The organism is Halomonas sp. Bachu 37 (assembly GCF_039691755.1).
Lineage (GTDB): Bacteria > Pseudomonadota > Gammaproteobacteria > Pseudomonadales > Halomonadaceae > Vreelandella > Vreelandella kashgarensis.
The window spans coordinates 1,241,444-1,258,679 of sequence record NZ_CP137552.1 but is presented as its reverse complement, the minus strand read 5'-3'; the positions used below and the strand labels follow the sequence as shown (position 1 = coordinate 1,258,679).

The following is a 17,236-nucleotide window of genomic DNA, read 5'->3' as shown; positions in this document are numbered from 1 at the left end:
AACCCTATGTCAGGTCAAACCCTTTACGACAAGCTCTGGAATCAACATTTGGTGAAACAGCGCGACGACGGTACCGCGTTGATCTATATCGACCGTCAATTGTTGCATGAAGTGACTTCCCCGCAGGCCTTCGAGGGGTTGCGCCTGGCGGGCCGCAAGCCATGGCGGCTGGATGCCAACCTGGCGACGCCGGACCATAACGTGCCTACCACCGTGAAAGAGCGTGCCGAAGGCAATACCGGTATCAAGGACCCGACCTCGTTGATCCAGGTGCAGACACTCGACGACAACTGCGTCGAGTACGGTATCGAAGAGTTCAAGATCAACGACCCGCGCCAGGGCATCGTCCATGTAGTGGGGCCGGAGCAGGGCGCTACCTTGCCGGGCATGACCGTGGTGTGTGGCGATTCCCATACCGCGACCCACGGAGCCTTCGGCGCGCTGGCCCATGGCATCGGCACCTCGGAAGTCGAGCATGTCATGGCGACCCAGTGCCTGCTGGCGCAGAAGATGAAGAACATGCAGGTGCGCGTGGAAGGCGAGCTGGGCCTCGGCGTTACCGCCAAGGACGTGGTGCTGGCGATTATCGGCAAGATCGGCACCGCTGGCGGCACCGGCTATGCGATCGAGTTCGCCGGTAGTGCCATTCAGTCTCTCTCCATGGAAGGACGCATGACGGTGTGCAACATGGCGATCGAAGCAGGCGCCCGCGTCGGGCTGATTGCCGTGGACGACACCACCATCGATTACCTTGCCGAGCGCCCCTACGCCCCGACGGTCGAACAGTGGGAAGCGGCCGTGGCCGACTGGCGCAATCTGGTGTCCGATGCCGATGCCGAGTTCGACAAGGTCGTGGGACTGGATGCCGCCGAGATCGAGCCGCAAGTGAGCTGGGGCACCAGTCCTGAAATGGTGACCGGTATCTCGGGACAGGTGCCGGACCCCCTAGCTGCCGCCGATGAAACTGTCCAGCGCAGCCACAGCCGGGCGCTCGAGTACATGGGGCTTAGGGCCAATCAGAAGATCACCGATATCAAGCTGGACAAGATCTTCATCGGTTCCTGCACCAACTCGCGTATTGAGGACCTGCGCGAGGCCGCCAAGGTGGCCCGGGGCAAGAAGGTCGCCGACAGTATCAAACTGGCCATGGTCGTGCCCGGCTCGGGGTTGGTGAAGCGTCAGGCCGAAGCCGAGGGCCTGGACAAGATATTCACCGAGGCGGGTTTTGAATGGCGCGAGCCAGGCTGCTCCATGTGCCTGGCGATGAACGCCGACAAGCTGGGGGCCGGAGAGCACTGCGCATCGACGTCCAATCGCAACTTCGAAGGGCGCCAGGGCTACGGCGGTCGCACCCATCTCGTCAGCCCGGCGATGGCTGCGGCTGCGGCGATTGCAGGGCACTTCGTCGACGTGCGGGGGCTGGATAGCACCAGCGCTGCCAACGATACCATCCACGCTCAGGAGGCATGATTATGCGCAAGTTCGAACGTTTCGAAGGGCTGGTGGCGCCGCTGGATCGTGCCAATGTCGATACCGATCTGATCATTCCCAAGCAGTTTCTGAAGTCGATCAAGCGTACCGGCTTCGGCGTCAACCTGTTCGATGAGCTGCGTTACCTCGACGAGGGCTATCCCGGCCAGGACACCTCCAAGCGTCCACTGAATCCCGATTTCGTGCTCAATCAGGCGCGCTATGCCGGTACCGAAGTGCTGCTGACGCGGCGTAACTTTGGCTGCGGAAGCTCCCGCGAGCACGCTCCCTGGGCACTGGAGGATTTCGGCATCAAGGTAGTGATAGCGCCGAGCTTTGCCGATATCTTCTACAACAATGCGTTCAAGAACGGCATCTTGCTGGTGGTGCTCGACGAAGAGCAGGTGGATCGTCTGTTCAATGAAGTCGAGGCGAACGAAGGCTACTGCCTGGATATCGATCTCGAGAACCAGCGCGTCATTACCCCGGCCGGCGAGATACTCGAGTTCGAGGTTGACGAGTTCCGCAAGCACTGCCTGCTCGAGGGCCTGGATGACATCGGCATCACCCTGCAGGACGAAGATGCCATCCGTGACTTCGAGGCCAGGCACCGCGAGCAGCGTCCGTGGCTGTTCCGCGATACGCTCAAGGTCGGCTAGATCCAGCAGCTTTATCGCTGAACGAGACGAGATATTTTAAGGGAAGGAAAAGAATAGATGACGCGCAAAGTTCTGTTGTTACCCGGTGATGGCATCGGTCCCGAAATCAGCGCCCAGGCGGCGCGTCTGCTGCAGGCCTGCCAGAGCGCCGGCCTGGATATCGAAGTGGAAGAGGCTCTGGTGGGCGGCGCGGCTTACGACACCTTCGGCGACCCGCTGCCCGAGCAGACGCTAGACAAGGCCAAGGCAGCGGATGCCATTCTTCTAGGTGCCGTGGGCGGCCCCAAATGGGACAAGCTGGAAGATCTCGCCAAGCGGCCCGAAAAGGGCTTGCTGGGGTTGCGCAAGCATCTCGGCCTGTTCGGCAACCTGCGTCCGGCGATGCTCTATCCGCAACTGGCCAGTGCCTCCAGCCTGAAACCCGAGCTGGTGGCGGGGCTGGATATCATGATCGTGCGCGAACTCACCGGTGGTATCTATTTCGGCCAGCCCCGCGGCATCGAAGAGCGCAACGGCGAGCGGGTCGGCTTTAATACTTACGTCTATTCCGAATCCGAGATCGAGCGCATCGGCCGGGTCGCCTTCGAGATGGCGCAGAAACGTGGCAAGAAACTGTGTTCGGTGGACAAGGCCAACGTGCTGGAAGTCACCATTCTGTGGCGTGAAGTGATGGAGCGGCTGGCGCCGGAATACCCGGATGTCGAGCTTTCGCACATGTACGTGGATAACGCCGCCATGCAGCTGGTGCGCGCCCCCAAGCAGTTCGACGTCGTCGTCACCGGCAATATGTTCGGCGATATTCTGTCCGATGCCGCCGCCATGCTCACCGGCTCCATCGGCATGCTGCCTTCGGCGTCGCTCAACGAGAGCGGGCAGGGCATGTACGAACCCTGCCACGGCAGCGCCCCGGATATCGCCGGGCGCAACATGGCCAACCCGCTGGCGATGATGCTTTCCGTGGCCATGATGCTGCGCTACTCGCTGGGCGAAACGGCAATGGCGGAGCGCATCGAAGCCGCGGTGGGCAGCGTTCTGGATGATGGCCTGCGTACTGCCGATATCGCCTCCGAAGGCATGCAGACGGTGACTACCACGGCCATGGGCGATGCCGTACTCGAGGCCTTTGCCCGCAGCTGAGCCAGAGGTCGGCGGCGGGACGTAGCCGCCTCCGGCCTGCGTGACCAGCCGGCGTTGTGTATAATACGGCTCTCATTCTTTACAGGAGACTTCACATGTTGAAAGTCGGTTTTGTCGGATGGCGCGGCATGGTGGGTTCGGTGTTGATGCAGCGCATGCTGGAAGATGGTGATTTCAAAGGCATCGAGCCGACGTTTTTCACCACTTCCCAGGTCGGTCAGCCGAGTCCCGATATCGGCGTTGATGTCCCAGCGTTAAAGGATGCCTTCGATATCGATGCGCTCAAGGCGCTCGATGTCGTGATCACCTGCCAAGGAGGTGATTATACCGGCGAGGTTTATCAGAAACTGCGCCAGGCCGGTTGGCAAGGCTACTGGATCGACGCCGCCAGCACCCTGCGCATGGCGGATGAAGCGACCATCGTACTGGACCCGGTCAACCGCAAGGTGATCGATGCGCAACTGGCCAAGGGCGCCAAGACGTTCGTCGGCGGCAACTGCACGGTCAGCCTGATGCTGATGGGTCTGGGCGGCCTGTTCGAAGCCGATATGGTCGAGTGGATGACCTCCATGACCTACCAGGCGGCTTCGGGCTCCGGTGCCAAGCACATGCGAGAGCTGCTCGTCCAGATGGGTGGGCTGCGCGATGCCGTCGCTGGCGAGCTGGACGACCCTGCCAGCGCCATACTCGATATCGACCGCAAGGTGACCCAAGCGATGCGTGGTGGGGAGTTCCCGGTCGACAACTTCGGTGCGCCGTTGGCGGGCAGCCTGTTGCCCTGGATCGATACCAAGATGGATAGCGGGCAGAGCCGTGAAGAGTGGAAGGCGGGCGTCGAGAGCAACAAGATTCTCGGCCTGCAAGCCAACCCGGTTCCTATCGATGGGCTGTGTGTGCGCATTGGCGCGATGCGTTCTCACAGCCAGGCGTTCACCGTCAAGCTCAAGCGTGATGTGCCGCTGGACGAGATCGAAGATCGCCTGGCCAAGCACAACGAATGGGTCAAGGTAATTCCCAACGACAAGGAGGCGACCATCGCCGGACTCACGCCCACCGCCGCCACCGGTACGCTACAAGTACCGGTAGGACGCCTGCGCAAGCTGGCCATGGGCGGCGAGTATCTCTCCGCCTTCACCGTGGGCGATCAGCTGTTGTGGGGGGCGGCGGAGCCGCTCAAGCGGATGCTGCAAATCCTGCGCGAACAGTAATCGGCTGATGGCGAAACATCGCCTTTAAGTGTTATTTGCCGATAAAACGGGGAACTGAGATATCAGTTCCCCGTTTTTTATGCGCATCATCCCTTGGGTATGGTAAAACTAATCAAAACAAGACCCCGACGACGTGAGGAGACATCGGTTCATGAGGTACACATTCATGAGGCATAAACTTACGTTTGCCATGCTCATGTCATTGGCAGGGGTCAGTCCGGCCGCGTTGGCCCTTGGGCTGGGGCAGGCGACGGTTCAGTCTCCACTGCATTCGCCCCTTCAGGCGAGCATTCCGCTGCGGGATGTCGATTCCGAGCAGGCGGAGCGGCTCGAGGTGCGCGTCGCCGATTCGGCGGCTTTCGAAGCTGCCGGTCTGACGCGCACCCCGCTGGTGGCGAGTGTGCAAGCGAGCGTTCGACGCCAGGCGGGCGAGTGGGTGGTCGACTTGAGTTCCCGCCAGGCGGTGAAAACGCCGTGGCTGGATCTGCTGCTTTACCTTGAAGGGGCCGGTGGGAAACAGACGCGGGAAGTCACCCTGCTGTTCGACCCGCCGGATTATGCCGGCATGCCGGCGCTCGTCGCCGGGTCATCAAGCAACGGCCAACAAGCGGCCTCGCCAGCGCCTGCCTCGTCAGCGCCAGAAGAGACGAGCCAGGAGGCGCCCCGCACATCTTCGCGCAACACCTCGCCACGGGTGACTGACGATACAGCCCAAGTGTCGTCGGGAGATACCTTGTGGGGCGTCGCCAACCGGTTGCGTCCGCAGGGAGTCAGCGTGCGGCAAATGATGGTGGCCTTATTCGAAGCCAATCCCGATGCGTTTCCTACGGGCAATATCGATCAACTACGGGCGGGAAGTCGGTTGAATGTCCCCTCGCGGGAACGGGTCATGGCGCGCTCGGATGAGGCTGCAAGCCAGGCGATCGAGGCGATGGCTCAAGCCGACGCAAACCAGCTTGCCGCTGAGCAGTCCCCGGCTGAGCAGTCCACCGATCTTGAATCCTCGGTAGATCAATCCGCTGAGCCTCCATCCTCCAATGCACAACAAGGCTCCGAAGAGCGTAATGATATTTCTGAGCCCTTGCTCTCGGGAAATCTGAGACAGATGGCATTGGCTGCGGTGGCAGACACCGAACAGACTCCTCGGGCCGAGCTCGAAGAGAACGAACTCGATGAAAATGGGCTTGATGAGAGCGAGCGAATACAGGAGCTGGAGCGTCGCTGGCAGGAAAGCCAGGCGATGGTCGAAACCCTGCTTGCCGAGCGCGAGCTGATGCGCGAGGAAATGCAGCAATTACGCGACGAGTTGCGTGGGCTGCGCAGCGATTTCGAGGCACTTTCCGCCACTACCCTGGCGGCTGCCGGCAGTGCTCCGCCCAACGCCACGCCGTTTTCGGATGAGAGGGCGACAGCCGATGTGGCCTCCACGGATTGGTGGCAAGGTGGGGCGACGCTGCTCGATGAGTACCGCTGGCAGACAGCCGCTGCGGCGATAGCGGCATTAATGGCCTTGCTGCTCGTGCTGCGCCGCCGGCGTGCCGTTGAAGAGGAGGAGGCAATGCTGGCGGCTGCTGATGAGCCAGTGATCACCCCGCCGCCTGCGCCGGTATTTGGCGGAGCTCGCTCAGAGGAGTGGGTAGCTGGGCAAGAACAGCCGCATGTAACTTCGGCGGAGGGAAAGCCGAGCCCATTGTTTGCTGAAGACATCGACGAAGCGCAAGTTCGCTCGCACCACGAAGCGCTCCATGGGATGGAAGATGACGAAGCGGCCGTGAAGCCGGGCGCGATGCTGCATGTCGAGCCATTGGATATCGCCGATGAGCCCCAGGCGGCGGGATGGCCGAAGGTCTTACCTGGACAGGACCCCTGGGGCTTGACTCATGCTTCATTCCAGCCGATGAAGGCTATCAAAGCGGCCCCCTTGGTTATGGCAGCTGGAGTGGCCGGAGCATCGATGCCCCAGTCCTCGGGCGCAACTGAGGAGACTGACGACACCCGCGAGGCTGATGCGGTGTCAACGCACTTTATCGATTACGAACCGCCTACCTTGAGCGATACGTCAGTCTCCCGTGAGGAGACGCCGATGCAACCAGCGGTAGAGTTTACCGACACCGACACCGACACCGACACCGACACCGACACCGACACCGACACTGCACGAACTGCAACTTCGGCCGCTATGACTCAAGCCGACGTGCCGGCTGACAAGCAAAACAATCATGGATTCGATTTTCCGCTAAAGGGCGAGTGGGAGATAGAAGAGGTGGCGTTTAATCCGCGTGATCTGGATAATGCACATTCGCGATCCTCTTCCTTTGATAAAGATTGATGACATTGTTTTATCACCTTGACGAAAAGCAGCCTCTGATCGGTCGTCTGGCCATGGGGGTGGAGTACGATGGCAGTGGTTATTGTGGTTTTCAGCGCCTGAAACATGCCGCTTCGGTGCAGGCCACGCTGGAAAAGGCGCTCACGCGAATTGCCGGCGCAGACGTACGTATCCACGCCAGTGGTCGCACGGATTCGGGAGTGCACGCCACCCGCCAGATCATCCACTTCGACCCGCCGGTGGCGCGTTCGGAAAAGGCCTGGGTGTTCGGCGCCAATAGCTACCTGCCCCGCGATGTCGCCGTGCACTGGGTCAAGGCGGTGCCGGATACGTTCGATTCTCGGCGCAAGGCGTTGGGACGGCGTTATCGATATGTGCTGTTGAATCAGATAAGCCGCCCGGTACTGGAACGCCACAATGTCACCTGGTGTCGAGATCCGCTGGACGCCGAGGCGATGCATGAAGCCGCTCAGGCCCTGGTGGGAGAAAACGATTTCTCCAGTTTCCGCGCTGCGGGCTGCCAGTCGAAGACGCCATGGCGACACATGCATTTCGTCGAGGTGAAGCGACACGGTCCTTTGGTCGTCATCGATATCCAAGGCAATGCCTTTCTTCATCACATGATTCGCAACATTGCCGGCGCTTTGGTGTCAGTAGGGCGGGGCGAACAGGACAAGGCCCATTTGGCCAGATTGCTGGCGCTCAAGGATCGCAAGCAGGGCGACGTTACCGCACCGGCCTGCGGGCTGCACTTCGTCGACTCGTTGTATGATCCGCAGTTCGACTTGCCCAAGGAGCCGCTGGGGCCGAACCTGTTGGCCTTTACCGGTGAATGGACAGGAGAGCGTGCCTTGCCCGATTGCCCCATGGTGGCCAACCGGCGCGGAAAGCCCATGGTGGCACAGCTTTCCTGACCGCTCCCAACTCGTGTCAAAGAGGTGATCATGAGCCAGAATCCTCCCTGGGGAAGAACACGGGTCAAGTTCTGCGGGCTGACCCGCGAGCAAGATGTCGATATGGCGGTTGCCTTGGGTGCCGATGCGGTGGGGTTCGTCATGTGGCCGCAAAGCCCGCGTCATCTCGACGTTGAACGTCTGGCGGTCCTGGCGGCTCGGGTGCCCGCGTTTGTCACCCGCGTGGGGTTGTTCGTCGACCAGGCGCCCGAGCTGATCGAGCAGTGCTTGCCGCATCTGGACCTGCTGCAATTTCATGGTGAAGAGACAGCGCAGACTTGCCAGACGTTTTCCATTCCCTGGATCAAGGCGCTGCGCATGCGCGAAGGTCTGGACCTGCATGCGGCGGCGGCGGATTACGTCGGTGCCAGGGCACTGCTACTGGATGCTTATCGGCCGGGGGTGCCAGGGGGAACAGGCGATACGTTCGACTGGTCACGAATACCCGCAAACCTGGCAAAACCTGTTATCCTCGCCGGTGGGCTGACGCCCGATAACGTTGCCAAGGCTGTCGCCAGCGTTGCGCCCCTGGCGGTCGATGTTTCCGGGGGGATCGAGATATCCCGTGGCGTGAAGGACCATGACGAAATGGCTCGTTTCATTCTTCAGGTAGCCGCTGCCGACAGGCACTGAAAATCCTTTACGTAAGCGCTTCGGTGAGCCGTCGGCAAGCCGCTTGTTTATCTGCTTATTCATTTATCTGCCTGTTCTGGCGATCCTGTGAGGTATTCCTGTGACCAAGTTCAGCGACCTGTCCCGAATGCCGGATGCACGTGGCCATTTTGGCCCTTATGGCGGCCGGTTCGTTTCGGAAACCCTGAGCTTTGCCTTGGAAGAGCTGGAGAAGACCTACCAGAGTCTTCGCGACGATCCTGACTTCCAGGCCGAGTTCGACTATGACCTTGCGCATTATGTCGGCCGTCCGTCGCCGCTCTATCATGCCGAGCGGTGGTCCAGGGTGTTGGGTGGCGCGCAGATATGGCTCAAGCGGGAAGACCTGAACCACACCGGCGCGCACAAGGTGAACAACACCATCGGTCAGGCACTGCTGGCCAAGAAGAGCGGCAAGCCCCGGGTCATCGCCGAAACCGGTGCCGGTCAGCACGGAGTGGCGACCGCCACCGTGGCGGCGCGGCTGGGCCTTGAGTGCGATGTCTACATGGGCGCGGCGGATGTCGAGCGTCAGAAACTCAACGTCTATCGCATGCATCTGCTGGGTGCCCGGGTCATCCCGGTGGAGTCAGGTACCCGCACGCTCAAGGACGCCATGAATGAGGCGCTGCGCGACTGGGTCACCAATGTCGACGATACCTTCTACATCATCGGCACCGTGGCAGGTCCTCATCCCTATCCGTTGTTGGTGCGCGACTTCAACGCCGTGGTGGGGCGCGAGGCGCGCAAGCAGTCGCTCGAGCAGATCGGCCGCCTTCCGGATGCCTTGATCGCCTGTGTCGGCGGTGGCTCCAATGCCATGGGATTGTTCTATCCCTTCGTCGAAGATGACGAGGTGGCCATGTACGGTGTCGAGGCAGGGGGCGACGGCGTCGAGACAGGCCGTCACGCCGCGCCGCTTTCCTCCAATGCGCCGCGTGGTGTATTGCACGGCAACCGGACCTACCTGATGTCGGACGAGTCGGGGCAGGTCAGCGATACCCATTCGATATCCGCAGGGCTCGATTATCCCGGGGTCGGCCCCGAGCATGCCTTGTGGAAGGACGTGGGGCGAGTCCACTACGTGTCCGCCAACGACGACAAGGTGCTCGAGGCATTCCGTGAACTGACCCACATGGAAGGCATCATGCCCGCGCTGGAATCGGCCCACGCCCTGGCCCACGCCAAGGTATTGGCTCCCTCCATGCGTCCCGACCAGCATCTGGTGGTCAATCTTTCAGGGCGCGGCGACAAGGACATCATGACCGTGGCGAAGCTGGACGGCGTCGAATTCTAAGGGCTCAACATGAATCGCATCGATCAACGTTTTACTGAACTCAAGAGCCAGGGCCGCAAGGCTCTGATCCCCTACATCACTGCGGGAGACCCGGCGCCTGCGCACACGGTGGGTTTCATGCATGCCCTGGTCGAGGCGGGAGCCGACATCATCGAATTGGGCGTGCCTTTTTCCGACCCCATGGCCGATGGCCCGGTCATTCAGAAGGCCTGCGAGCGAGCCTTGAAAAACGGCACGACATTAGCGCACCTTTTTGATATGGTCCGCGAATTTCGCCAGGCGGATGCCACGACCCCGGTCGTGCTGATGGGTTATCTCAACCCGGTGGAACGGATCGGATACGAGGCATTCGCCGACAAGGCACAGGAAGCGGGCGTGGATGGCGTGTTGACCGTGGATATGCCGCCGGAAGAAGCCGATGAGTTCGGGCCGATACTCAAGGAGCGGGGGCTCGCCTCCATCTTCCTGGTCGCCCCTACCACTTCCAATACCCGGGCCGCTACAATATGCGCCCACGGAGAGGGATATCTCTACTATGTTTCGTTGAAGGGCGTGACAGGTGCCGCCACGCTGAATGCCGCCGATGTCGCAAAACGCCTCGCACCTCTGCGGGATATTACCTCGCTGCCGCTGTGCGTCGGATTCGGTATTCGTGATGGGGCAACGGCGGCTGAAGTGGCGAAGGTAGCTGATGGTGTGATCGTGGGCAGCGCCCTGGTCAACCGGATCGCGGAGAACGCCGACACACCGGAAACCATCCCCGGCCAGCTGACGGCGGTTCTGGCCGAGATGCGCCACGCCATGGATGCGTTGAGCAGCTAATGACTGCATGCCGGTGGGCTTCTTGCCCGCGGCATGGATAACTTAATTTCATGACACCAAGGGGCTGGCGGTGCCGTCCCTGACAGTATAAACGGAAGCCTTTCTGATATGAGCTGGCTAGACAAGATCGTACCCTCCATGGGGCGGATCCAGCGTAAGGATCGTCGCGCAAGTGTGCCGGACGGCCTGTGGCGTAAATGCCCCAAGTGCGAAGCAGTGCTTTACCTGCCCGAGCTAGAGAAGCACCACAGCGTTTGTCCCAAGTGCGAGCATCATCTGCGCTTGACGGCACGCAAGCGACTCGACTGGTTCCTCGACAAGGCCGGGCGCGAGGAGCTTGCCGGCGAAATCGAGCCGAGCGATCGTCTCAAGTTTCGCGACTCGAAAAAGTACAAGGACCGCCTCACGGCTGCCCAGAAAGATACCGGCGAAAAGGATGCGCTGGTGGCCATGCGCGGCCAGCTGGACGGTTTGCCGGTCGTCGTAGTGGCTTTCGAATTCACCTTCATGGGTGGCTCGATGGGTGCCGTCGTCGGCGAGAAGTTCGTGCGCGCCGCCGCCTTGGCCCTGGAAGAACGCATTCCGCTGATCTGTTTTGCGGCTTCCGGGGGGGCGCGTATGCAGGAGGCGTTGTTCTCGTTGATGCAGATGGCGAAGACGTCGGCTGCCCTGGAAAAGCTCAAGCAGCAAGGCGTGCCCTACATTTCCGTACTCACCGACCCCGTTTTCGGTGGCGTCTCGGCATCCCTGGCCATGCTTGGCGATCTGAACGTGGCCGAGCCCAATGCCTTGATCGGCTTCGCCGGGCCGCGAGTGATCGAGCAGACGGTGCGGGAAACGCTTCCCGAAGGTTTCCAGCGCAGCGAATTCCTGCTGGAACATGGCACCGTCGACATGATCGTGCATCGTCACGAGATGCGTTCACGTATCGGTGGTGTCCTGCGCAAGCTGACCCACCAGCCGGCACTTGAATCAGTCGTGGCGGAAGAGGTCGTTGAGGAAACCGGCAGCACCGAGCCCGTGGTGGATGAACCCGCCATTGCCGCCGAGGCGGATGCCGCATCGACAGGTCTTGCCGACGAAGCGCTTGAAGACGAATGGCAGGAAGAGGATCGCGATCACGTTACCGGTGAAACACCGCGTAATGGCTGAAATCAGGAAAATGCCCGAAACTCTGGATGCATGGCTGCATCATCTTGAAACATTGCATCCGGTGGGCATCGATATGGGCCTGGAGCGTGTCGCCGAGGTGGCGGCACGCATGGGGCTGGAACGTAACGCCTTTACCGTGCCTGTCGTGACCGTTGCGGGAACCAACGGCAAGGGCTCCACGGTGGCGATGCTGGCGGCGGTGGCCGAGGTTCATGGTTTGAAGGTCGGCACCTACACGTCCCCGCACCTGCTGCGTTACAACGAGCGTGTCTGCTTCAACCGGGTCCCGGCGTCCGATGCCCAACTGGTGGCGGGTTTTTGTCAGGTCGAGCAGGCGCGTCTGGCGTTTCCCGCCGTCAGCCTGACCTACTTTGAAGCCGGAACGCTTTGCGCCCTCTGGTGTCTGGCCCAGGCGGATCTGGACCTGGTGGTGCTGGAAGTCGGTCTGGGCGGGCGTCTGGATGCGGTTAACCTGATCGATGCCGACGTGGCGATAGTTACCACCATCGCTCACGACCATGCGGCTTTCCTGGGCACCGATATCGAGCAGATAGGTCGCGAGAAGGCCGGCATCTTTCGCGCCGGAAGCCCGGTGGTGCTGGGTAGCCGGTCGTTGCCGGAAAGCGTTCGCCAGTGCGCCGATGCGCTCGGCGCGCCGGTGTATGCGCTGGGTGAGGCATTTCAGCATGATGCTGGCAATAATGATTGCTGGACCTGGGTGGGGCGTGAAGCGGGGCAGTCGCTCGCGGCCCTTCCCGATCCCGGCTTGCCGCGAGATAATGCCGCCACCGCTCTCCAGGCCTTGGCGCTGTGCCGAGTTCCCCTGGAAGCGGCGCTCTGTCGAACCGCGTTCGAGCAGGTTTCGCTGCCCGGGCGGATGCAGTGGATTGGGCAGTGGTGCCTCGATGTCGGCCACAACCCGCATGCCGCCGGTTATGTCGCCGGGCGCCTGGCAAGCCAGGCCTGCCGCGGCAGAACCTGGGGGCTCTTGGGAATGCTGGCGGACAAGGACGCCGATGGCGTTATCGAGGCATTGCTTCCGGTGGTAACCGATTGGGTATGCGTGAGCCTGGCGGGTGAGCGCGGACGCGATGCCGACGATCTGGCGCACCGACTTGGCCGGTTCGGCATAGAGGTAGCAGCTACGGCGGTTTCACCGGCCGCGGGCGCACGATGGATCGGCGACAGGCTTGCCGATACGGATCGGGTGTTGGCAACCGGCTCATTTCTCACTGTGACCGAATTGCTGGCAATGCCGTTGCCCCAGGCGGTAACGCCACGCGAGGGAGAATGTTATGAAATACGGCATGACTGAGCGTGTCAGCGGAATCGTGATCCTTTTGGCAGTACTTGCCATTACCATCCCATGGCTGATGAGCGATCCGGCGCCACGGGAGGATAGGCCGCAACCTAACTTTACCATCCAGCAACCCATCGAAGTGGACCGGCGTGACGTTCCAGAGCCGACCATGCCCGACTCCGTGCGCGACGGCTTGAGCGAGGAAGAGCGCGGTCAATCCTCATTCGACCAGGACGTGGCGGTGAATATTCCGTCGATCGACGCAATGCCTCGAGAGCCGCAAGTCGACGAAACAGCCGAATCGGAAGCACCGTCGGCATCGCCTGAGTCACAGAGGCAAGGTGAGCCCGATGCCGTCGAGCAACCCGCCTCCCCAGCCAGCGATGACCCCATTGCGGACGTCATTGCGGCATCACAGTCAGAATCGCAAGAGACTGCTTCATCAAACACGGCTTCTTCACCAAGCACGGCAGCAGCAGCGGATGGCGAGTGGACAGTGCAGGTGGGTAGCTTCGGCGAAGCCGCCAATGCCCAGCGCTTGAGCGAGCAGCTCGAGGAGCAGGGCTTCAGTGTCTACCAACGTCCCCGCGACAATAACTTGACCACCGTCTATGTCGGACCATTTGCCACCGCCGAGCAAGGCGAGAGCGCCATGCTCGAGGTGAAGCAACGGGTCAACGTGCAAGGGTTATTGGTTCGAGTGAGAGATTGAGCATGGCATTGACCTGGATTGATGCCGTCTTCCTGGCGGTATTGTCGCTCTCCATGCTGGCGGGGTTCGTCCGTGGCCTGGTACGCGAGGCGTTGGGCCTGGCGGCGTGGGTCGTCGCTCTGCTGGCGGCAAGGGTGCTGGCCCAGCCGGTCGCAGATGTGATGAGCGGGTTCATCGACAATAACGATGCCCGCCTGGTGCTGGCCTTCATTCTGGTGATTTTCGCAGTAATCCTGATTTGCGGAATCGTGATTCGTCTGGTGCATGCCGCTGTCGAATGGGTCGGCATGGGGCTGTTGAATCGCATAGCGGGTTCGGCTTTCGGTGCCGCTAGAGGCGCCGCCATTCTGCTGGTCGTGACGGTTCTGATAGGACTGACGCCGTTGGCGCAACTGGAAGCGTGGGAGAACGCCCAGTTGCGTCCCAGTTTCATGCAATTGCGCGATTGGGCCTTGAGCCAGCTGGATGAATGGGAGCGGGAATTGCCCCAGGCTCCCGATTCCTTTCAAGGGGTCAAGCTACCCGAATTTCGCCGACAGTCCGATTGATGTAACCCTTGCAGCGAACGGCAAAGGCGTCTTCGCTTCTTGGCTTCACCTAGTGTTTATTGACTAACGGCCGTGGGTCGTCGTCTCAAGCGAGGTAACTGTAATGTGCGGTATCGTAGGCCTTCTGGCCAAGCAAGCGGTGAATCAGGGGATCTACGATGCCCTGACGGTGCTTCAACATCGCGGCCAGGATGCTGCCGGCATGATGACCTGGAACGAGGGACGTTTTCTGTTGCGCAAGAGCAACGGACTGGTGCGTGATGTATTCCATACTCGTCATATGGCTCGTTTGAAAGGTAATCTCGGTATCGGCCATGTGCGTTATCCCACTGCGGGGTCTTCCAGCGAGGCGGAATCCCAACCGTTTTATGTCAACTCTCCGTACGGCATTGCCCTGGCGCATAACGGCAATTTGACCAACTCCGAACAGCTGAAGCAGGAGTTGTTCACGACCGACCTTCGCCATATCAATACCAGTTCGGATTCCGAGGTGCTGCTCAATGTCTTCGCCCATGAGCTGGGCAAGCAGGGACTGCATCTCGAGGCGGAAGATATATTCGACGCGGTACGCCGGGTCCATCGGCGCTGCAAGGGCGGGTACGCCGCCGTTGCCATCATCAACGGCTTCGGCATGGTCTCGTTCCGCGATCCCCACGGCATTCGTCCGGTGGTGTTCGGCACTCGCGATCAGGGCGCCGGCCAGGAAGTAATGATCGCTTCCGAATCCGTGGCGCTGGATGTCGGCGGTTTCGAGCTGGCGCGCGATATCGCCCCGGGTGAAGCGATTTTCGTCGACATGGAGGGCAACGTACACACTCAGGTTTGTGCCGACCGCCCGGAGCTTGCTTCGTGCATATTCGAGCATGTCTACCTGGCACGACCGGATTCCCTTCTGGATGGCGCCTATGTCTACGGTACGCGGATGGAGATGGGCCGCAAGCTGGGCGATCGCATCATGAACGAGTGGCCGGACCACGATATCGATGTGGTCATTCCCATTCCCGACACCTCACGGACCTCGGCACTGGAAATGGCCCAGCACCTTGGCGTGACGTATCGCGAAGGCTTCATGAAGAATCGCTACATCGGGCGCACCTTCATCATGCCCGGGCAGACCCAGCGCAAGAAATCCGTGCGTCAGAAGCTCAATGCCATCGATGTCGAGTTCAAGGACAAGAACGTGCTGCTGGTGGACGACTCCATCGTCCGCGGCACCACCTGCAAGCAGATCATCCAGATGGCGCGTGAAGCTGGAGCTCGCAAGGTCTATTTCGCCTCCGCGGCGCCTCCGGTTCGCTTTCCCAATGTCTACGGTATCGATATGCCCGCCGCCAGCGAGCTGATCGCACACGGCCGAAGCGAGGCAGAAGTGGGAGACTTGATCGGCGCGGATCGCATCTTTTACCAGGATCTGGAAGACCTGAAGGCGGCTTGTCGCGAAGTGAATCCCGAGTTGACCACATTCGACTGCTCGGTTTTCGATGGCAACTATGTCACCGGCGACATCGACGATGCCTATCTGGCAGCACTGGAAGCCAGCCGCAACGACGCCGCCAAGGAGAACAGCGCCGGCGACCATGCTCTGGTGGACATGCACAACCAGGACGATGACCTCGACTAGGAAGAGTGTATATGCAGGATCAACACAGCCCCGACAATTGGTCGCTTGAGACCCTGGCGATTCGGGCCGGGCACGAGCGAACGTTCGAGCAGGAGCATTCGGAGCCAATCTTCCCCACCTCGAGCTTCGTCTACGGCAGTGCGGCGGAAGCCGCACGGAAGTTCAACGGGGAAGAACCCGGCAATATCTATTCGCGATTCACCAATCCGACGGTACATACCTTCGAGCGTCGCCTGGCGGCTCTGGAGGGCGGCGAACGCTGTATCGCCACGAGTTCGGGCATGGCGGCTATTCTATCTACCGCGCTGGCTCTGCTGAAAAGTGGCGACGAGATACTGGCGTCGCGTTCGTTGTTCGGCTCCACCGTCAGTCTTTTCGACAAGTACCTGGGCAAGTTCGGTATTACCACGCGCTACGTGGAGCTTTCCAGCGTGGAAGCCTGGGAAGCGGCCATCACGCCGCAAACGCGCTTGCTGTTTGCCGAAACGCCCTCCAATCCGCTCTCTGAAGTGGTGGATATCGAGGCGCTGGCCTGCGTCGCCCATCGTCATGATGCGCTGCTGGCCATCGACAACTGTTTTCTGACCCCCTCACTTCAGCGTCCGCTGGCGTTGGGAGCGGATCTGGTCATCCACTCGGCAACCAAGTATCTCGACGGCCAGGGCCGTGCGATAGGAGGCGCCATCGTCGGCAAGCACCAATTGCTGGAAGAGGTTTTCGGTGTGGTGCGTACCTGCGGGCCTTGCCTGAGCCCGTTCAACGCCTGGATTTTCACCAAGGGCTTGGAAACCCTGTCGTTGCGGATGAATGCCCATGGCCAGAACGCTCTGCTTCTTGCCCAGTGGCTGGACTCTCATCCCGCCGTGGAAAAGGTCTATTACAGCGGCCTGCCGTCTCATCCTCAGCATGACCTGGCCAAGCGGCAACAGCGGGGATTCGGAGCCGTGCTGGGGTTCGAGGTCGTGGGAGGCCAAGCCGGCGCCTGGAGTGTCATCGACGCGACACGACTGCTTTCGATAACCGGCAATCTGGGTGATGTGAAGTCCACCATTACCCACCCCGGCACGACCACTCATGGGCGACTCTCTGTCGAGCAGAAGCAGGCGGCGGGAATCAGCGAAGGGTTGATCAGAGTCGCGGTTGGGCTGGAAGATATCGATGATATCCAACGCGACCTGGCCAGAGGACTCGATGCCTTGATGGCTTGACGCACTATCCTTTATAACCTTTCATTTCACCCGGTCGGGGCGAGTTCATTGAAGCCCCGTCCAAGCGGGTTTTTACCCACCTCCTTGCCAGCTCGATTCGAGTAATCGACGTTTTTTACGAATGGAAGATTCTGCTTTTTTCAGCAGTTTTCTCGCTGGCTTTTGGTTA

At 60.7% G+C, this 17,236-nt stretch carries 15 protein-coding genes; all 15 read left to right on the top strand.

The window, feature by feature from the left end:
* Positions 1-6: 6 nt before the first annotated feature.
* The 15 genes from leuC (at position 7) to R5M92_RS05735 (ending at position 17,067) form a co-directional block, all read left to right on the top strand.
* Positions 7-1,470, top strand: a complete 1,464-nt coding sequence (gene leuC / locus R5M92_RS05805) for a 3-isopropylmalate dehydratase large subunit (protein WP_346798531.1) — start codon at positions 7-9, stop codon at positions 1,468-1,470.
* A 2-nt stretch (positions 1,471-1,472) separates the two neighbouring features.
* Positions 1,473-2,129: a 3-isopropylmalate dehydratase small subunit gene (gene leuD / locus R5M92_RS05800; RefSeq protein ID WP_346798529.1), complete on the top strand. Its 657-nt coding sequence runs from the start codon at positions 1,473-1,475 to the stop codon at positions 2,127-2,129.
* Between the two features lie 57 nt (positions 2,130-2,186).
* Positions 2,187-3,266: a 3-isopropylmalate dehydrogenase gene (leuB, locus tag R5M92_RS05795; protein WP_346798527.1), complete on the top strand. Its 1,080-nt coding sequence runs from the start codon at positions 2,187-2,189 to the stop codon at positions 3,264-3,266.
* Positions 3,267-3,361: 95 nt separating this feature from the next.
* Positions 3,362-4,474, top strand: coding sequence for an aspartate-semialdehyde dehydrogenase (gene asd, locus R5M92_RS05790; protein WP_346798526.1), 1,113 nt, complete (start codon positions 3,362-3,364; stop codon positions 4,472-4,474).
* Between the two features lie 166 nt (positions 4,475-4,640).
* Positions 4,641-6,803, top strand: a complete 2,163-nt coding sequence (locus R5M92_RS05785; protein ID WP_346798525.1) for a FimV/HubP family polar landmark protein — start codon at positions 4,641-4,643, stop codon at positions 6,801-6,803.
* Positions 6,803-7,717 carry a tRNA pseudouridine(38-40) synthase TruA gene (truA, locus tag R5M92_RS05780; protein WP_346798523.1) on the top strand — a complete coding sequence of 305 codons (915 nt, stop codon included), beginning with the start codon at positions 6,803-6,805 and terminating at the stop codon, positions 7,715-7,717. Before R5M92_RS05785 ends, truA begins: the two co-directional genes overlap by 1 nt.
* Positions 7,718-7,747: 30 nt before the next feature.
* Positions 7,748-8,389 (top strand): phosphoribosylanthranilate isomerase, encoded by a 642-nt coding sequence (locus tag R5M92_RS05775; protein WP_346798522.1) that lies wholly within the window; start codon positions 7,748-7,750, stop codon positions 8,387-8,389.
* A gap of 127 nt (positions 8,390-8,516) precedes the next feature.
* Positions 8,517-9,704: a tryptophan synthase subunit beta gene (trpB, locus tag R5M92_RS05770; RefSeq protein WP_346799263.1), complete on the top strand. Its 1,188-nt coding sequence runs from the start codon at positions 8,517-8,519 to the stop codon at positions 9,702-9,704.
* A 9-nt stretch (positions 9,705-9,713) separates the two neighbouring features.
* A complete protein-coding gene (gene trpA, locus R5M92_RS05765; RefSeq protein WP_346798521.1) occupies positions 9,714-10,526 on the top strand; it encodes a tryptophan synthase subunit alpha in 813 nt (270 codons plus the stop codon).
* A 108-nt stretch (positions 10,527-10,634) separates the two neighbouring features.
* A complete protein-coding gene (gene accD, locus R5M92_RS05760; protein ID WP_346798518.1) occupies positions 10,635-11,678 on the top strand; it encodes an acetyl-CoA carboxylase, carboxyltransferase subunit beta in 1,044 nt (347 codons plus the stop codon).
* 10 nt (positions 11,679-11,688) lie between these two features.
* Positions 11,689-12,993 (top strand): bifunctional tetrahydrofolate synthase/dihydrofolate synthase, encoded by a 1,305-nt coding sequence (gene folC, locus R5M92_RS05755; protein ID WP_346798517.1) that lies wholly within the window; start codon positions 11,689-11,691, stop codon positions 12,991-12,993.
* Positions 12,986-13,690, top strand: coding sequence for an SPOR domain-containing protein (locus R5M92_RS05750; RefSeq protein ID WP_346798515.1), 705 nt, complete (start codon positions 12,986-12,988; stop codon positions 13,688-13,690). The genes folC and R5M92_RS05750 overlap by 8 nt, the downstream gene beginning before the upstream one ends.
* Before the next feature lie 2 nt (positions 13,691-13,692).
* Positions 13,693-14,238 carry a CvpA family protein gene (locus tag R5M92_RS05745; protein ID WP_346798514.1) on the top strand — a complete coding sequence of 182 codons (546 nt, stop codon included), beginning with the start codon at positions 13,693-13,695 and terminating at the stop codon, positions 14,236-14,238.
* A gap of 103 nt (positions 14,239-14,341) precedes the next feature.
* The gene (gene purF / locus R5M92_RS05740; protein WP_346798513.1) at positions 14,342-15,859 is read left to right on the top strand and encodes an amidophosphoribosyltransferase; all 1,518 of its coding nucleotides are present in this window, start codon (positions 14,342-14,344) and stop codon (positions 15,857-15,859) included.
* 11 nt (positions 15,860-15,870) lie between these two features.
* On the top strand, positions 15,871-17,067 hold the full coding sequence (locus R5M92_RS05735; protein ID WP_346798511.1) for an O-succinylhomoserine sulfhydrylase: 1,197 nt from the start codon (positions 15,871-15,873) through the stop codon (positions 17,065-17,067).
* Positions 17,068-17,236: the final 169 nt, after the last annotated feature.

Coding starts and splice junctions, on each gene's coding strand:
- accD (WP_346798518.1), top strand. CDS start 10,635: ATGAGCTGGCTAGACAAGATCGTACCCTCCATGGGGCGGATCCAGCGT.
- R5M92_RS05785 (WP_346798525.1), top strand. CDS start 4,641: ATGAGGCATAAACTTACGTTTGCCATGCTCATGTCATTGGCAGGGGTC.
- leuB (WP_346798527.1), top strand. CDS start 2,187: ATGACGCGCAAAGTTCTGTTGTTACCCGGTGATGGCATCGGTCCCGAA.
- trpA (WP_346798521.1), top strand. CDS start 9,714: ATGAATCGCATCGATCAACGTTTTACTGAACTCAAGAGCCAGGGCCGC.
- R5M92_RS05775 (WP_346798522.1), top strand. CDS start 7,748: ATGAGCCAGAATCCTCCCTGGGGAAGAACACGGGTCAAGTTCTGCGGG.
- purF (WP_346798513.1), top strand. CDS start 14,342: ATGTGCGGTATCGTAGGCCTTCTGGCCAAGCAAGCGGTGAATCAGGGG.
- leuC (WP_346798531.1), top strand. CDS start 7: ATGTCAGGTCAAACCCTTTACGACAAGCTCTGGAATCAACATTTGGTG.
- R5M92_RS05745 (WP_346798514.1), top strand. CDS start 13,693: ATGGCATTGACCTGGATTGATGCCGTCTTCCTGGCGGTATTGTCGCTC.
- truA (WP_346798523.1), top strand. CDS start 6,803: ATGACATTGTTTTATCACCTTGACGAAAAGCAGCCTCTGATCGGTCGT.
- trpB (WP_346799263.1), top strand. CDS start 8,517: ATGCCGGATGCACGTGGCCATTTTGGCCCTTATGGCGGCCGGTTCGTT.
- R5M92_RS05735 (WP_346798511.1), top strand. CDS start 15,871: ATGCAGGATCAACACAGCCCCGACAATTGGTCGCTTGAGACCCTGGCG.
- folC (WP_346798517.1), top strand. CDS start 11,689: ATGCCCGAAACTCTGGATGCATGGCTGCATCATCTTGAAACATTGCAT.
- asd (WP_346798526.1), top strand. CDS start 3,362: ATGTTGAAAGTCGGTTTTGTCGGATGGCGCGGCATGGTGGGTTCGGTG.
- R5M92_RS05750 (WP_346798515.1), top strand. CDS start 12,986: ATGACTGAGCGTGTCAGCGGAATCGTGATCCTTTTGGCAGTACTTGCC.
- leuD (WP_346798529.1), top strand. CDS start 1,473: ATGCGCAAGTTCGAACGTTTCGAAGGGCTGGTGGCGCCGCTGGATCGT.